The organism is Sphingobium sp. WCS2017Hpa-17, assembly GCF_031843765.1.
GTDB lineage: Bacteria > Pseudomonadota > Alphaproteobacteria > Sphingomonadales > Sphingomonadaceae > Sphingobium.
Genome location: NZ_JAVTIV010000001.1, coordinates 239120 through 254374, shown reverse-complemented (window position 1 = coordinate 254374; position 15255 = coordinate 239120). Strand labels below are relative to the sequence as shown.

The following is a 15255-nucleotide window of genomic DNA, read 5'->3' as shown; positions in this document are numbered from 1 at the left end:
GGGAGAGGAATATGATGAAGTCCCTACGCCGCGCCTCCGCTGCGCTGCTGTTATGCGCCAGTGCGCTGTCGACCACGGCCGTCGCCGACACCAACGGCAAGCCCACCACCGCCACCATCCACGCCGACAAGCCCGGCGCCGTCTATGACAAGGCGATCTTCACCCAGTTCGCCGAACATCTGGGCACCGGCATCTATGGCGGCCTCTATGTCGGCAACGACAAGTCGATCCCCAACACCAACGGTTTCCGCAATGATGTGATTTCGGCACTGCGCAACCTGTCGGTGCCGATCATCCGCTGGCCCGGCGGCTGCTTCGCCGACGAATATCATTGGCGTGAAGGTATCGGCGCGAAGAACAAGCGCCCGGTCAAGATCAACACCCATTGGGGCGGCGTGACCGAGCCCAACACCGTGGGCACCCATGAATTTTTCGAACTGATCCGTCAGGTCGGCGCGCAGGCCTATATCGCCGGCAATGTCGGCAACGGCACGCCGCAGGAAATGGCGGAATGGGTCGAATATATGACCTCGCCCGCCGGTACGCTGGCCGACGAACGCGCGAAGAACGGCCATAAGGAGCCGTGGGCGGTGCCCTATTTCGGCGTCGGCAATGAATTGTGGGGTTGCGGCGGCAATATGCGCGCCGAATTCGCGGCGGACGAAACCCGTCGCTATGCGACCTTCGTGAAGGCCCCGCGCGGCACCAAGATCATGAAGATCGCAGCCGGCGCGAATGTCGATGATTATAACTGGACCGAAACGATGATGCGGGTGGCGGGCGACAAGCTCGACGGTCTCTCGCTCCATTATTATGTCCACCCCGCCGGCGGCTGGCCGCCGCGTGCGCCCGCCGTCAATTTCGACGAAAATGGCTGGGCCGATGCGCTCAATGGCGCGCGCCACATGGACGAGCTGATCACCAAGCACAGCGCGATCATGGACAAATATGACCCCGCCAAGCGCGTCTTCCTGGCGGTGGACGAATGGGGCAGCTGGTATGCGCAGGACGAAGGCACCCATCCGGGCTTCCTGCGTCAGCAGAACACGCTGCGCGATGCCCTCATCGCGTCGATCCATCTCGATATCTTCGCCAAGCATGCCGACCGCGTCCGCATGACCGCGATCGCGCAGATGGTGAACGTGCTTCAGGCAATGATCCTGACCGAAGGCAAGAAGATGGTGCTGACGCCCACCTATCATGTCTTTGAAATGTACAAGCCCTGGCAGGATGCAACCGTGCTGCCGATCGACATCCAGACGCCCTGGTATGCCAAGGATCAGTACACCATGCCCGCCGTCAGCGGATCGGCCGTCAAGGGCAAGGATGGCAAGGTCCATGTCGGCCTGTCCAACCTCGATCCCAACCAGCCCAACACCGTCACCGTGAAGCTGGACGGCCTGAACGCCGCGACCGTCACCGGCCGCGTGCTGACGGCCGGCGCGATCAATTCGCACAACACGTTCGACGCGCCCGAAACCGTCAAGCCCGTCGCCTTCACCGGCGCGCAGGTCAGCGGTGGCACTTTGACCGTGACACTGCCGGCCAAGTCGGTGGTGGTGCTGGAACTGAACTAACCTGTTTGGAGCGGGCGGTGGGTGGAATTACCGCCCGCTCCATCCCCCTGCCGTCATGCATCCGCCAGCCGGCGGGTGCATGACTTTGACGATAAGGAGAGGCCCGGATGACCCGGCAGATCATGTTCACGCTGGCGGGCCTCGCCCTGTTCGCAACCACGACGGCGACCTGCGCCCAATCTGCGCCCGCGCCGGCCGCAACAACGCTCAACGACCGCCTGACCGGCGACCTCGTCCCCACCCATGACCCGGTGATCGCCCGCGAAGGCGACACCTATCATGTGTTCAGCACCGGTCATGGCAAACGGCTGATCGAGACGCGCACCTCGAAGGATCTGGTGACTTGGACCGCGGGCGATCCGATCTTCACCGCCCTGCCCGCCTGGGCCAAGGAAGCGATCCCCGGCAGCGACGGCATGTGGGCGCCCGACATCTCTTATGTGAACGGTCGCTATCGCCTCTATTATTCCGTCTCAACCTTCGGCTCCAACCGGTCTGCCATCGGCCTGGCCACCAGCCCGACACTGGACCCCAAGGCAAAGAATTACGGCTGGCGGGACGAGGGCCTTGTGGTCCTGTCCACAAAGGACAGCGACTATAACGCCATCGACCCCAATTTCATCATCGACCGCGAAGGTCGCCACTGGCTGAGCCTCGGCAGTTTTTGGACCGGCATCAAGCTGTTCGAGCTGGACCCCAAGACCGGCAAGCCTAAGGACGCGAAGACGCCTGTCTCCATCGCCCGCCGCCCTGCCCCCGCTGGCGGCCCCGCCCCGGTGGAGGCCCCCTTCATCGTCGACCATGGCGGCTATTACTGGCTGATGGTCAGCTATGATTATTGCTGCAAGGGTGCGAACAGCACCTATTACACCGTCATGGGCCGCTCCAAGGCCATCACCGGCCCCTATCTGGGCAAGGATGGCAGCCCGTTGATGGAGGGCGGCGGCACCATCTTCCTGCGCGCCGACTTGCAGGAACAGCAGCGTTTCCGCGGCCCCGGCCATGCCGGCTGGCTGACGGACAAGGACGGCAAAGATTATGTCGTCTACCACGCTTATGACAAGCAGGCGAATGGCGCCCCCACTTTGCGCATCGCTCCGGTGCGCTGGGGGGCTGACGGCTGGCCCCAAGCTGAATATTGACACGATTTAGTCCGACTAACTCATTCGGAGAGACTCTGATGCCCCTCACCCTGTCCCGCCGTGGCTTTATCGGCAGCGCGGCCGCATTGTCCGCCACGCCCGCCATCGTTCAGGCCGCGTCCACTCCGGCGGATGCGCCCGTCCCCGTCAATCCGCTGGTCAAGCAGCGCGCCGACGGCCAGGTTTTCCGTCACGACGACGGCTATTATTACCTCACCGGCTCCGTCCCCGAATATGACCGTCTGGTCCTGCGCCGGTCGAAGACGATCGCGGGCCTTTCCACCGCCAAGGAAGCCGTGCTGTGGCGCCATGAAGCCAGCGGCCCGCGGTCTGGCTATATCTGGGCGCCCGAACTCCATCAGATCGACGGCAAATGGTATATGTATTTCGCAGCTGGCCCGGCGGGCGGCGGGGACGACGTGTTCCGCATCCGCACCTTCGCCATCGTCTGCGACGGCGCCGATCCGATGACCGGCAAGTGGAGCGTCGCGGGCGAAATGGAAACGCCGTGGGACAGCTTCAACCTCGATTCGACCGTCTTCGTCCACAAAGGCGTACGCTATTTCGCCTGGGCGCAGCGCGAACCGGGGATCGAAACGAACAGCAACCTCTATATCGCCAGACTGGAATCGCCGCTGAAACTGGGCGAAAAGGTCACGCGCCTGACCGTGCCGACGCTCGACTGGGAAGTGCGCGGCTACAAGGTCGCCGAAGCCCCCGCCGTCCTGCACCGCAACGGCCGCCTGTTCATGACCTATTCGGCCAGCGCCACCGACGCGCGCTATTGCCTGGGCCTGCTGACGGCGGATGAAAATGCCGACCTGCTCGATGCGAACAGCTGGACCAAGTCGCCCCAGCCGGTCTTCGTCTCCAACAGCGCCACCAGCGTCTATGGCCCCGGCCACAACAGCTTCACGGTCGATGAGAAAGGCCGCGACATCCTCGTCTATCATGGCCGCGACTATGAGGCGATCCAGGGCGACCCGCTGCTCAACCCGGACCGCCACACCCGCGTCCAGCGCCTATACTACACCGCAGACGGCACCCCCGATTTCGGGGTTCCAGTGGGCAATGGCCCGCTGCCCGAACGCTTCGTGTCCTCCACCGATCCGACGCGCCTGATGGCGCATGACGGCACAACGCTGATCGCGGGCAACCCGTCGCTGGCGCAGACCCAGTTCCGCCAGACGCCCGGCCGCGCCGGCGCGCGCAGTGTGATGCTCTCCCCGATCCTGATGCCGGACCATTATCTGGTCGCGGGCAAGGACGGATCGCTGAGCCTGCAACCCGACAGCAAGAGTGCGGATTTCGCCCTGCGCAGCCAGTTCGTCCGCTTCGACGAGAAGACGCTGCACGCGGCACGCTTCGTGTCGATCGCGGTGCCGGGCAAGGCCATCGGCATTTCGGCAGACCGACTGACTCTGGTGGCGAGCCGCGATCCCAGCGCCTGGTGGCATCTCGACTGACGCCATAAGTCAGACTATTCAAAGGCAATCGGGCGTCGGGCAATCCGCCAGGCGCCCGATTTTCTTTGCTAACGTAGCGGAAATAGGCGGAATTATCCCCATTTTGCGGGCTGCGTCATTAATATCACATCGCTGAAATTTCACTGCAATGAACTGCAAAATTCCGCTTGCGATTCATTTGTCGGAGCAATAATTAGTCCGAGTAATTCATGCATGGCGTAACCGCGCCAGCTTAATGGGGAGGATATCCAAATGGCTTTCAAGCCGGTCACACTCGCTTCCGCGTCCATCTTCGCACTGATGCTGTCGGGCGCCGCCCACGCACAGGATGCCGCCACCGCCGCGCCGCAAGTCGCCGCCGAAGATGACGCCGCCGACATCGTCGTCACTGGCGTCCGCGCCTCGATCGTCGGCGCACTCAACGTCCGCAAGCAATCGACCCAGATCGTCGATTCGATCGTGTCGGAAGACGTCGGCAAGCTGCCCGACAATAACGTCGTCGAAGCGCTCCAGCGCGTCACCGGCATTCAGGTTACGGATCGCGCCGGTGGCGAAACCGCCGGCATCACCATCCGTGGTCTGACCGATCCGCTGACCACGCTAAACGGCCGCAACATCTTCACTGCCGCCGGCACGTCCTTCGCGTTGCAGGATATTTCCGCGAACCTCGTCAAGCAGATCGACGTCTACAAGACGCGCTCGGCCGACCAGCTCGAAACCGGCCTTGCCGGCCAGATCGACGTCCAGACCCGCCGCCCGCTCGATTTCGACGGCTTCACCATTTCGGGTCTGGCGCGCGGCGTCTATTCGGAACTGGCCGACAAATATAATCCCAACGTCTCCATGCTGGTCAGCAACCGCTGGGAAACCGGCATCGGCGACATCGGCTTCCTGGTGAACGCCAGCTACACCAAGGCCCAGTATCGCAACCAGAATCTTCAGGCGGGCGCGATGGTGCCCTTCGCTACCGAAAATCCGACCGCCGGTTCGGGCCTGACCCCGCTTCAGCGTATCTTCCCCGGCGCGACCAACGAAAACTGGACGCCGGGCCTGGACGCTGGCCTGCCGACCGCACCAGGATCGACGCTGAACATCAATGGCGTCGAAACGCCTTATTATCTGTCGCGCGACGCCGTCATCGCGTCCGACCTCTATGGCAAGCGGGAACGCCCCTCGATCAACGCCGCGCTCCAGTGGGCGCCCAATGACAGCTCGGTTTACACCGCCGAAGTCTTCTACACCGGCTTCCGTGGCGAAACCTTCAACAGCCTGCACTTCAGCTTCGCCGACTGGTGGGGCGATCTGCCCGCCGACGTGGGCAACAGCTTTGAACTGTATGAAGGCACGAACATCATCAAGTCGCGCCAGTTGGGTTCGGTTGCAGGCTTCAACAGCGGCGACATGGCCACCAACAAGACCGACAGCTATGTCTATGCACTGAATGCCAAGTGGGACGTGGGTGGCAACGGCAAGATTTCGGCCGATATCGCCTATCAGGACAGCAAGAACGAAACCTCCTTCTTTGCCATCCGCACCGATCGCGGCCCGCTCGACCTGAACGTCGATTTCAACGGCGGCGGGGGCCTGCCTGCCTATAGCTTCGCCAATCAGGAAGTGCTGACCGACGCCAGCAAGTGGACTGTCGGCAACCTGTTCGACAGCGGCACGAAGACGACCGGCAGCGCGCTGACGATGATGCTGGACGGCGAATATAAATGGGATGAAGGCTTCCTGCGCCGCATCAAGGCTGGCTTCCGCTATGACAATCGCAATGCCGACAGCTATGTGCGCGATCAGGGCGCAGGTGCGCTCACCGCAGCCATTCCCGGATCCGATTTGCGCCGCCCCGTTACGCTTGCGGAACTGAGCGCAGGGAACCCGTTCACCAACAGCGGCTTCTTCGACGGTCGCGCCAATGTTCCGACCAGTTGGGTGCTTGCTGATCCGCGCAGCATGGACAAGGATGCCGTTCGCCAGTTGTATCGCGCCGTCGCGCCCGGCCTGCTGCTGTCGGACGAAATGAGCTTCGGCCATGTGTTCGGCATCAACGAAAGCAATCTGGCTGCCTATATTCTGGCCGATGGCGAACTCGAAATCTTCGGCCGTCCGCTCCAGCTTCAGGGCGGCGTGCGCTTCGTGGCGATCGATACGCTCTACGACTATTTCGATCGCGGCAACGGTTTCGCCCGGACCACCGTGTCGACCGGTTCGGAGAAATTCCTGCCGTCTTTCACCGCGCGCTACAACATCACCGACAATCTGCGCATCCGCTTCAACTATGGCGAAACGCTGCGCCGGCCGGCTTTTGGCGACCTCAACCCCAATCTGTCTCTGACGGGCGATCTGTCGCGCATCGGGTTTGGTTCGGGTTCGGCGGGCAATGCCAACCTGCGGGCAACCCATTCGAAGAATATGGACCTTGCGATCGAATGGTATTTCGAACGCAACAGCGCTATCTATGCGACGGCGTTCCAGCGCAAGATCAACGGTCTGGTCGTTCCTCTGACCGTGCGTGAGTTCATTCCGAACAACTATCTGCCGCGCAACGAAACCTACACCGAATATTTCAACATCACCCGTCCGGAGAATGCCTCCAACGGCACGCTCAAGGGTCTGGAACTGGGTCTGACCTACTTCCCGTCCTACCTGCCTAGCTTCCTTGACGGCCTGGGCTTCACCGGCAGCGCGACGATCCTGGATTCCGAACAGACGATCCCGGTCGTCAACAATGAAGGCGAAATCACCGGCACGACCAAGTCGGCCTTCTTCGGCGTGTCGAAGCTGTCCTACAATGCCACGCTGGCCTATGATAAGGGTCCGGTCGGCGCCCGCCTGTCCTATATCTGGCGCAAGGGCTTCCTGAACAACAATGAAGGCCGCTCCTTCGCCAACCCGATCGGCATGTGGCGCGCGCCGGAAAAGAGCCTGGACTTCCAGCTGACGCTGAACGTGAACGAGGATATCGGCATCACCTTCGACGCGGTGAACATCACCAAGGCGAAGCAGCAGAATTATTACAAGTTCGGCGATGTCGGCAATCCGACCGAGTTCAACTCCAGCACGCTACTGATCGATCGCACCTTCGCTCTGGGTGTCCGTTTCAAGTTCGACTGAGTGCCCATGGGGTGCGGCGTCTCCTCGCCGGGCCCCATAATGGCGGCCGTATCGGGATACTCTCCAGTCCCGCTACGGCCGCCATATTTGTTTGTGATACAAGGGAGGACGACCGATGCGCGCGATGAAGATGATCCTGCTGGCCGGGGCTGCGCTCATGGGGATCGGAGCCGCGTCGGCGCCGCCTTCCACGATGGACACCCGCGCCATCGCCGCTCAGCGCTTCGGCAACGACGCCCCCTGGTATCAGGACCGCATCCCCTTCTTCGAATCCGCCGATCTGAAGCTCGACGCCGTCTATTATTATCGCTGGGCGCTGTATCGCGGGCACCAGCGCGACCTGGGCAACGAAGGCTATATCACCACCGAATTTTTCGACGATGTCGACTGGCAGCGCCAGCCCTATGCCAGCCTGAACGACGCCAGCGGCTTTCATATCGGCGAAGGGCGTTGGCTGAACGACCGCCGCTTCGCCGACGATTATATCAATTTCATGTATCGCAGTGGCGGCAACGACCGCCACTTCACCGATCATATGGCGGACAGCGTCTGGGGCCGCTATCTGGTCGATGGCGACCGGGCGGATGCGATCGAACATCTGCCGGTAATGAACCATATCTATCGCCTGTGGGACGATAAATATGACTTCGCCAAGGGGCTGTATTTCGTCGAGCCGCTGCTCGACGCCACCGAATATACCGTCTCCTCGATCGACGCATCGGGCGGCAAGGACGGGTTCCGGGGCGGCGACGCCTTCCGCCCCTCAGTCAACAGCTATATGTTCGCCAATGCCCGCGCCCTGTCGAAAATGGCGGAGATGGCCGGCAACAAGGGACTGGCCGCCGACTATGCCGCCCGCGCCGACGCCCTGCAAAAGCGCGTCCTGACCGATCTGTGGAGCGACAGGCTCGGCCATTTCATCGACCGCCACCAGTCGAAGACCGACTTCGTGAAATATTGGGAGCCGATCCGCAATCGCGAACTGGTCGGCTACCTGCCCTGGATGTTCGACCTCGTCCCGGACGACGCGAAATATGCGGCCGCCTGGGCGCATCTGCTCGATCCCGCCTCGCTCGCCGGCAAGGCGGGGATGCGTACGGTCGAGGCCAGTTACGAATATTATATGCGGCAATATCGCTATCTGGGCGATGCGCCGGAATGCCAGTGGAACGGCCCGATCTGGCCCTATCAGACGACGCAGGTGCTGCACGGCATGGCCAACCTGCTCGATCATCAGAAACAGACCGGCCCGGTCACGCGCAGCGCCTATATGCGCCTTCTGCGCCAATATGCCGCGCTTCACTATCAGGGAAACCGTCTCGATATCGAGGAGGATTATCACCCCGAAACCGGCAAGCCCATCGTCGGCCTCGACCGCAGCCACCATTATTTCCATTCCGGCTTCAACGACCTGATCCTGACCGGGCTGGTCGGCATCCGTCCGAGCGCCGACGATGTGCTGGAGGTGAACCCGCTGCTGCCGGACGCCAGCGATCCACAGGCGCTCGCCTGGTTCCGGGTGCAGGACGTCCCCTATCATGGCCATAAGATCGCGGTGACATGGGATGTGGACGGCAGCCATTACAAGCGCGGCAAGGGCCTCTTCATTGAGGTGGACGGCCAGCAGGTCGCCCATCGCGAGACGCTGGGCCGGATCGAAGTGCCGGTGACGCGCGCCGCTACCCCTGCCATCCAGCGCCCGATCAACCGGGCGGTACAACTGGTGCGGGGCCAGTTCCCGATGGGGTCGGCGTCCAGCAACGCCGACGTTGAAAATGTCCATGACGCGATCGACGGCCGCGTCTGGTTCTTCCCGGAACTGCCCAATGGCTGGTCCTCCGCGCCCTCGCCCGCCGACCAATGGTATGCGATCGACCTGGGCAAGCCCACCGACCTCGCCCGCGCCGAACTCGCCTTCTTCGCCGATGGCAAGGGCTTTGCGGTGCCGCAAAGCTATCGGCTTCAGGCATGGGTGGACGGCGACTGGCGCGACATCGCCGCACCGAAAGGCAGCCCGATCGCCAACGGCATCACCGATATCCGCTGGCCCCGGCTTCAGACGAGCAAGGTCCGCCTGCTCTTCACCCAACCCAAAGGCAAGGCGATCCGCCTCGCCGAATTCAAGCTGTTCGCAGAATAATGCCAGCAAAAAGCCCGGTGCGCATACACGCACCGGGCCAGTCGTGAAGTTTCACCTAATAAGGTAATCCTTCGGGTCGCGGATTCGCTATATCATGAGCGCCACCACCGTTGAATAACCCGGTCGGGTTATGCCCTCACCCAGCCTCGGTCGCCCGGCTGGCATTCAGGAACGGCTGGACCCGCAAACGCGGAAACACCTCTTCGATCGGCTTGCTGTCGGGCAGGATATAGACATAGCCGCCCTTCTTGCCCCGAAATAACGGGCTGACCTTGGCATAAAAAAGTTTGGGCACATTGATGCAGCCGAAGGTGATGCGATTATCCTCGATCCCCGGCGAGAGCATGCGCTCCGTGCGCTTCTCCTTGGGATTGCCGGGCGGAATGGTGTGCAGCGCCACGGAGGTCGCATAATCGACCCACAAGACCCGCTGCTTGCCCGCCGCCACGCCGAATTTCGCCAGATAACGGCCGGCCGGCGTCGTCTTTTCCGCAGGGCCGATTTCAGCCAGGCTCTTGGCGCCGATCCCCGGCGTCGCATCGTCGCCCGGCGCGATACCGATCAGCACCGGGGCATGGCCCAGCATCTTGCCCTTGGCATCGAACAGGTAGGCAGCGGCCCCCGGCTTGTCGATGACGATATAGGGCAGAGCGCGATTGTCCTTCGCCGATGCCACCCAATCCACCACGCGGGTCGCGCCGTCCGACAGGACGGGCGGGGGTGCCTCTGGCTCTGCCTTCGCGGCAGCGGCCGGCTTCTTCTTCGCTGCGGCCTTCTTCTTGGCAGCAGCGGATTTGGCGACGGGCTTCTTGACGGCCGCCTCGGCCGGGACGGCGGTGACAAGCGCAAAACCCGACAGCGCCAGAAAAGCACGGATCATCTTCTTCTCTACACTCATGAAAAGGGTCTGGCACAAAAGGGCCGGCGCCTAGGGGGAAGCGCCGGCCGGAAAGGTCATGATCTTATGGCACGGACGCGCACCGATGGGGGTCGGTCGCAAGGGAAGCTGCGCGTCCGCTTTATGGTCATATCGTCATCGGCGGACGGATATGCCCCGCCGCCCATGCGATAGTTGAGGCCGCCCCGCGGCGTCAGTTGCGCGCGCGCTTGCGCTGGGCGGCCTGAAGCTGCTGCTCCACGCCATCGACGCGGCCGTTCAGCTGGTCGAGGCGCTGGCTGTTCTGCTGTGCCTGGCCGGACGCCGACTGTGCTTCCGCCAAAGCCTGCTGGGCGGTGCCATCAGTGGTCTGAAGCTTCGCGTCGAGCGCGTCGACGCGCTGGTTCACGGTCGCAACCTGCTCACGGACGAACCCCTTCGTGGCACAGCCACCCAGGCCCAGCGAGCCGATCAGAACGACGGCCAGCGGGGCCATTTTCGTCAGGGACAGCGACATGTTTTTCTCCTTATTGGTAACATTGCCGCAATAGTCGAAGCTGAGCGTGGAAGCGCCGACAACGCAATTCTGACCGGCCGTGCGTCTCGCCAGTCGAATGGAGCGATCCGCAAACCCACGCTATTCCGCCAAAAACCGACATGAATTGCGGATTAACCCGGATGGAAATATGCCGCTCCGCTGATCCCGCATCAGCCACGCTCCGTCGAGCCGGCGTCGCGGAGGCGGGACGGAATGTGGCGATTCGCTCGCATGATCTCACTGCCAATGGACCAACGCATGACAGGCAGGAATTTGCGCCCGCTTGTCCCTGTTCAGGCCCCTGTCGCCATTTTCCCCCTTGCCCCGGCGGCGATCCCATGCACAAAGCTTGCCAACTGCCGTGCGCGTACCAATTTCCCGCGTGCCTGAATGAACGGCTGCAAGGACAAGACGCATGGACGACGTGATGACCCCGGACCGGACGGCGCAGCGCCCGCAAATCCCGCAGGAGGTGGGGGAAGGCCTGTCCGTCATCTCGATCGCCAAAAGCTATGACAAGCGCGTCGTCCTGTCGGACGTGTCGCTGACCGTGGGCAAAGGCGAAGTGGTCGGCCTGCTCGGCCCCAACGGCGCGGGCAAGACGACCTGCTTCTATTCGGTGATGGGCCTCGTCCGCCCGGACCATGGCCGCATCGTGCTGGACGGGCAGGATATCACCAACCTGCCCATGTATCGCCGCGCGATCCTGGGCCTGGGCTATCTGCCGCAGGAAACCTCCATCTTTCGCGGCATGACCGTGGCGCAGAATATCGGCGCCGTGCTGGAGCAGGCGGAGCCGGACAAGGCTGCCCGCGCCGCCCGCCTCGAACAGTTGCTGTCCGAATTCGGCCTCACGCGCCTGCGCGATTCGGCCGCCATGGCGCTGTCGGGCGGTGAACGCCGCCGCTGCGAGATTGCCCGCGCGCTGGCCGCCAATCCGTCGATCGTCCTGCTGGACGAACCCTTTGCCGGTATCGACCCACTCTCGATCGCCGACATTCGCGATCTGGTGAAGGATTTGAAGACGCGCGGCATCGGCGTGCTGATCACCGACCATAATGTTCGCGAGACGCTGGAAATCGTCGACCGCGCCTGCATCATCTATGGCGGGCAGGTGCTCTTTGCCGGCAATCCGACCGAACTGGTCGCCAATGCCGACGTCCGCCGCCTCTATCTGGGCGAGAATTTCCAGCTGTAAGATGCAGACCGCGCGCGCCCTTCCTCATGATCGGAGCGGCGGTTAATGGCGCTCGGCCCACGGCTGGACATTCGCCAGAGCCAGTCTCTGGTGATGACGCCGCAATTGCAGCAGGCGATCAAGCTGCTCGCGCTGTCCAATCTGGAGATCGAGGCGTTCGTCGCGGGCGAGCTGGAAAAGAATCCGCTGCTGGAATCGGGCGGCGGCGATGACGGCCCTCCGGCCCCCGACGGCATCGACCAGACGGTCGAGGCACCCACCCTGTCCGCCGAAACCGGTGGCGCCGACGATCTGATCGCGCAGGGGCTGGGCGGCGCGGACAGCCCGCTCGACGTCGATCATGGCGCGGACAGTTTCATCGACGATGGCCCCGGCGACCGGATGGCCGAAGCGCATGGCGCCAGCGGTGGCGGCACGGATGCACTGTCGGGCAGCTATGCCGAGGATGCGCCGGACTTCGACAGTTTCGCCGCGCCGGATATCGGCTTGCAGGAACATCTGATGGGGCAGGCCCGTGCCGCGCTGTCGGGCATGGATCTGCTGATCGCGACCCAGTTGATCGGCCAGATCAGCGAGGCCGGCTATCTGGAGGCGAACCTGCTTGCAACCGCCCATGGCCTTGGCATTCCCCTGTTCGACGTGGAGCGGGTGCTGGGCGTCATCCACACATTCGACCCCACCGGCGTCGGCGCGCGCAGCCTGTCCGAATGTCTTGCGCTGCAAGCGAAGGAGGCCGACCGCTACGACCCCTGCATGGCGCGGCTGCTCGCCAATCTCGACCTGCTGGCCAAGGGCGCCCTGCCCCAGTTGCGCCGCATCTGCGGCGTGGATGAGGAGGATATGGCAGACATGATCGCCGAACTGCGCGGTTATGATCCCAAGCCCGGCCTGCAATTTTCGCATGACCGGGCCGCGCCGGTGACGCCCGACCTGTTCGTGCGGCCCACGCGCGAAGGCTGGGCGATCGAGGTCAACAGCGCCACCCTGCCCCGCGTCCTTATCAACCGCAGCTATTATGTCGAACTGGCCAGCGGCCCGCAGGACAAGACGGCAAAGGCCTGGCTCGCCGACTGCCTGGCCAGCGCCAACTGGCTGGTGAAGGCGCTGGACCAGCGGCAGAAGACGATCATCAAGGTGGCGAGCGAAATCGTCCGCACTCAGGAGGCCTTCTTCCAGCAGGGCGTCGCTCATCTGAAGCCGCTGACGCTCAAAGCCGTGGCCGACACGATCGGCATGCACGAAAGCACCGTCAGCCGCGTCACCTCCAACAAATATCTCTCCTGCCCGCGCGGCCTCTACGAACTCAAATATTTCTTCACCAGCGGCGTGGCGTCATCGGGCGGCGACGGCGGGTCCGTCTCGGCCGAAGCGGTCAAGAGCCATATCAAGGCGCTGATCGGCGCCGAAGACCCGCAGGCGATCCTGTCCGACGACACGCTGGTCGACCTGCTCCGCGCCAAGGGCATGGACATCGCCCGCCGCACCGTCGCCAAATATCGCGAGGCGCTGGGGATCGGCTCGTCGGTGCAAAGGCGGCGGCAGAAGGCGTTGAAGGGCAAGGCGGCCTGAGCATTGCTTGGGCTGGTTTCGACCAGAAGTGGACATGTCCCCCCTCCCGTTTACGGGAGGGGGCTAGGGGGTGGGCTGGACGTCGCGACAGCCCACCCCGCTGCGACTAACGCGCTGCGCGCGCAAGTCTCGCTGCCCCTCCCGCAGGCGGGAGGGGAATGGCCGCTCTCCACCCTTGTCGTCATTCCCGCGAAAGCGGGAACCCATTTCCCGACATATCCGCAAGCACCACGCTGAGAAGATGGCTCCCCATCTTCGCAGGGATGACTTTGCGGGAATGGCAGAAAGCCGCTCATGGACCTACTCCGGCCGCGCCTGTCCTACTCCCCCGCACTCCGCTAGGATCGCGCGGCTCTTTCCCACTGTCGGCACCACGATCCCGACACCCCTCGCAACAAAATGTCCAACATAGGAAATCTCATGTCTCGATTAGCGGGAAATGTGTGAAGTTAAGGCGGACAAATCCTATTTTGGCGGGCTATCCCGGTCGCCCTTGACCCCGCCCGCGCGACCGGCAAAAGCGGCGCCCAGATACGCCCAACCCAGATCAAAGGATCGCCCATATCATGTCCGTCGCCTATCTGAACGGCAGCTTCCTGCCCCTCGAAGAGGCCCGCATCTCTCCGCTCGATCGCGGCTTCCTCTTCGCCGACGGCATTTATGAAGTCGCCGCCGTGATCGATGGCAAGCTGGTCGACAGCGCCAGCCATCTCGCCCGGCTGGAACGCTCGACCGCCGCGATCGGCATTGTCCTGCCACTGTCGCTCGACGCGATCGAGGCGGCGCAGAAGGAACTGGTGGTCCGCAGCGGCCTGACCGAGGGGCTTGTCTATCTCCAGATCACCCGCGGGGCGGACGCCAGCCGCGACTTTATCGCGACGCCCGGCCTCCAGCCGACCCTGTTCATGTTCATGCAGGACAAGGCAGTGGTCGACCTGCCCGGCGTGCAGACCGGCATCGCGGTGGCGACCATGCCCGACTTGCGCTGGGCGCGGCGCGACATCAAGAGCGTCGGGCTGCTGGCGCAGGCCATGGCCAAGCAGGCCGCCAAGGACGCCGGCGCGCAGGAAGCCTGGATGATCGAGGATGGCTTCGTCACCGAAGGCGCCTCCTCCACCGCCTTCATCGTCACCGACGAGGGCATCGTCACCCGCCCCTACAGCCAGTCGGTGCTGGCCGGCTGCACCGGCGCCGCGCTGACCGCGCTGGCGAAGGAAAGCGGCCTTGCCGTCATCCGCCGGCCCTTCACGGTCGAGGAAGCGCTCGCCGCGAAGGAAGCCTTCATCACCAGCGCCTCCACCCTCTGCCTGCCGGTGGTGCGGATCGACGGCCAGCCGATCGGCGACGGCACGCCCGGCCCGGTCGCCACGCGGATGCGCAGCCTCTATGTCGACTTTGCGCGCCGCACCGGGGTCTGACCTCAGAAGCTGAGAAATGACTCCATAATGGAGGAAGTGTCATCCTTTCTTGAGAGATAGGAAACTTCCTTCATTGTGGCGCCGAAATGGCGGCAAGCTGGACGCAATGGCCGGACCGAATAGCCGGTCAAACCGGGCCTTGATCGCGGCCGGACGCCGCCCTTCCTCCAGACCCTCTCCATTACGGCCAAATTACCGGCTGAAACGATCCGTTCT

General features: G+C 63.2%; 10 protein-coding genes. 8 read left to right on the top strand and 2 right to left on the bottom strand.

Going from position 1 to position 15255, the window contains the following annotated elements; all coding sequences use genetic code 11:
- The first annotated feature begins 11 nt into the window (after nucleotides 1-11).
- From RQH62_RS01095 to RQH62_RS01075, 5 genes are all read left to right on the top strand, one after another.
- Complete coding sequence (locus RQH62_RS01095; RefSeq protein ID WP_311266895.1) at nucleotides 12-1577, top strand: alpha-L-arabinofuranosidase C-terminal domain-containing protein; 1566 nt, start codon at nucleotides 12-14, stop codon at nucleotides 1575-1577.
- A 107-nt stretch (nucleotides 1578-1684) separates the two neighbouring features.
- Complete coding sequence (locus RQH62_RS01090; RefSeq protein ID WP_311266894.1) at nucleotides 1685-2719, top strand: arabinan endo-1,5-alpha-L-arabinosidase; 1035 nt, start codon at nucleotides 1685-1687, stop codon at nucleotides 2717-2719.
- Nucleotides 2720-2757: 38 nt separating this feature from the next.
- Complete coding sequence (locus RQH62_RS01085) at nucleotides 2758-4185, top strand: glycoside hydrolase family 43 protein (protein ID WP_311266893.1); 1428 nt, start codon at nucleotides 2758-2760, stop codon at nucleotides 4183-4185.
- A 252-nt stretch (nucleotides 4186-4437) separates the two neighbouring features.
- Nucleotides 4438-7299 carry a TonB-dependent receptor gene (locus RQH62_RS01080; protein ID WP_311266892.1) on the top strand — a complete coding sequence of 954 codons (2862 nt, stop codon included), beginning with the start codon at nucleotides 4438-4440 and terminating at the stop codon, nucleotides 7297-7299.
- Nucleotides 7300-7414: 115 nt separating this feature from the next.
- The gene (locus RQH62_RS01075; protein ID WP_311266891.1) at nucleotides 7415-9439 is read left to right on the top strand and encodes a discoidin domain-containing protein; all 2025 of its coding nucleotides are present in this window, start codon (nucleotides 7415-7417) and stop codon (nucleotides 9437-9439) included.
- A 136-nt stretch (nucleotides 9440-9575) separates the two neighbouring features.
- Here the strand turns inward: RQH62_RS01075 and RQH62_RS01070 are convergent, their stop codons facing one another.
- Both RQH62_RS01070 and RQH62_RS01065 read right to left on the bottom strand, forming a co-directional pair.
- A complete protein-coding gene (locus RQH62_RS01070; RefSeq protein ID WP_311266890.1) occupies nucleotides 9576-10337 on the bottom strand; it encodes a hypothetical protein in 762 nt (253 codons plus the stop codon).
- Between the two features lie 193 nt (nucleotides 10338-10530).
- Nucleotides 10531-10833, bottom strand: coding sequence for a hypothetical protein (locus tag RQH62_RS01065; protein ID WP_056687087.1), 303 nt, complete (start codon nucleotides 10831-10833; stop codon nucleotides 10531-10533).
- Between the two features lie 436 nt (nucleotides 10834-11269).
- On the opposite strand from RQH62_RS01065, the gene lptB reads away from it, so the two are divergent.
- The 3 genes from lptB (at nucleotide 11270) to RQH62_RS01050 (ending at nucleotide 15039) form a co-directional block, all read left to right on the top strand.
- Nucleotides 11270-12052 (top strand): LPS export ABC transporter ATP-binding protein, encoded by a 783-nt coding sequence (gene lptB / locus RQH62_RS01060; RefSeq protein WP_311266889.1) that lies wholly within the window; start codon nucleotides 11270-11272, stop codon nucleotides 12050-12052.
- A 45-nt stretch (nucleotides 12053-12097) separates the two neighbouring features.
- A complete protein-coding gene (gene rpoN / locus RQH62_RS01055) occupies nucleotides 12098-13621 on the top strand; it encodes an RNA polymerase factor sigma-54 (RefSeq protein WP_311266888.1) in 1524 nt (507 codons plus the stop codon).
- 566 nt (nucleotides 13622-14187) lie between these two features.
- A complete protein-coding gene (locus RQH62_RS01050) occupies nucleotides 14188-15039 on the top strand; it encodes a D-amino-acid transaminase (RefSeq protein ID WP_311266887.1) in 852 nt (283 codons plus the stop codon).
- Nucleotides 15040-15255 lie beyond the last annotated feature (216 nt).

What these genes read in the sequence shown, in the direction of transcription:
- RQH62_RS01095 (WP_311266895.1), top strand. Translation starts at nt 12, where the DNA reads ATGATGAAGTCCCTACGCCGCGCCTCCGCTGCGCTGCTGTTATGCGCC.
- RQH62_RS01090 (WP_311266894.1), top strand. Translation starts at nt 1,685, where the DNA reads ATGACCCGGCAGATCATGTTCACGCTGGCGGGCCTCGCCCTGTTCGCA.
- RQH62_RS01085 (WP_311266893.1), top strand. Translation starts at nt 2,758, where the DNA reads ATGCCCCTCACCCTGTCCCGCCGTGGCTTTATCGGCAGCGCGGCCGCA.
- RQH62_RS01080 (WP_311266892.1), top strand. Translation starts at nt 4,438, where the DNA reads ATGGCTTTCAAGCCGGTCACACTCGCTTCCGCGTCCATCTTCGCACTG.
- RQH62_RS01075 (WP_311266891.1), top strand. Translation starts at nt 7,415, where the DNA reads ATGCGCGCGATGAAGATGATCCTGCTGGCCGGGGCTGCGCTCATGGGG.
- RQH62_RS01070 (WP_311266890.1), bottom strand. Translation starts at nt 10,337, where the DNA reads ATGAGTGTAGAGAAGAAGATGATCCGTGCTTTTCTGGCGCTGTCGGGT.
- RQH62_RS01065 (WP_056687087.1), bottom strand. Translation starts at nt 10,833, where the DNA reads ATGTCGCTGTCCCTGACGAAAATGGCCCCGCTGGCCGTCGTTCTGATC.
- lptB (WP_311266889.1), top strand. Translation starts at nt 11,270, where the DNA reads ATGGACGACGTGATGACCCCGGACCGGACGGCGCAGCGCCCGCAAATC.
- rpoN (WP_311266888.1), top strand. Translation starts at nt 12,098, where the DNA reads ATGGCGCTCGGCCCACGGCTGGACATTCGCCAGAGCCAGTCTCTGGTG.
- RQH62_RS01050 (WP_311266887.1), top strand. Translation starts at nt 14,188, where the DNA reads ATGTCCGTCGCCTATCTGAACGGCAGCTTCCTGCCCCTCGAAGAGGCC.